We start from the raw sequence: 860 nt of genomic DNA, 5'->3' as shown, positions 1-860 counted from the left end.
CCCCGCCCCTCCCGCAGGCTCCCAGCCCTGACGCGGCCACAGCACAACCCCGCCGCACGACGGCGCAGCCACCGGATGCCGTGGCGCGGCCGTGGCGCGGCCGTGGCGGGACTCAGTACGAGAACCCGGCGATCCATGCGACGCTGTAGGGCGGTACGGGCAACTGTGGGCGGGGGCCGCGCGCGGACCACTGTGAGGGGCAACACTCGAGCACCGGGCCCCACTGGGGAACCAGTCGATTTCCCCGCGCGTGGATACGATCAGTAAGCAGTACCGCAGGAGCACTGTGCCCGTATTCGGGGGGACACTGGGAAGCGGACAGGAGGCCGACCCGGTCGGCTAGGTCCGAGAGCATCTGGGAAGGAGGTGCGTCGTGGGAGTTCTGAAGCGGTTCGAGCAGCGGCTCGAAGGCCTCGTCAACGGCACCTTCGCGAAGGTGTTCAAGTCCGAAGTGCAACCCGTCGAGATCGCGGGCGCCCTCCAGCGCGAATGCGACAACAACGCCACGATCTGGAACCGAGAGCGCACGGTCGTCCCCAACGACTTCATCGTCGAGCTCAGTCCGCCCGACTACGAGCGGCTCAGCCCGTACTCGGGCCAGCTCGGGGACGAACTGGCCAGCATGGTGCGGGACTACGCCAAGCAGCAGCGCTACACGTTCATGGGGCCGATCAAGGTCCATCTGGAGAAGGCCGACGATCTGGACACCGGCCTGTACCGGGTGCGCAGCCGCACCCTCGCCTCCAGCACCTCCCAGCCGCAGGCCGCCCAGGCCCAGCGCGCTCCGGACCGGCCCGGTGCCGCCGGGAACGGCGGCTACGGCTACCCGCCCCGCCCCTCCTCGGCGCCGCCGTCCGCGC

1 protein-coding gene is annotated in these 860 nt (G+C 70.2%); it reads left to right on the top strand.

From position 1 onward, the window contains the following. Positions 1-373: 373 nt before the first annotated feature. Positions 374-860: DUF3662 domain-containing protein (locus tag AB8Z75_RS34945; RefSeq protein WP_369209166.1), on the top strand; the 487-nt coding region annotated here is incomplete at its 3' end.

Origin of the sequence: Streptomyces sp. PU-14G (assembly GCF_041028275.1) — a bacterium.
GTDB lineage: Bacteria > Actinomycetota > Actinomycetes > Streptomycetales > Streptomycetaceae > Streptomyces.
Note: the sequence above shows the minus strand (reverse complement) of the source record. Positions and strands in the feature narration are given on the sequence as shown.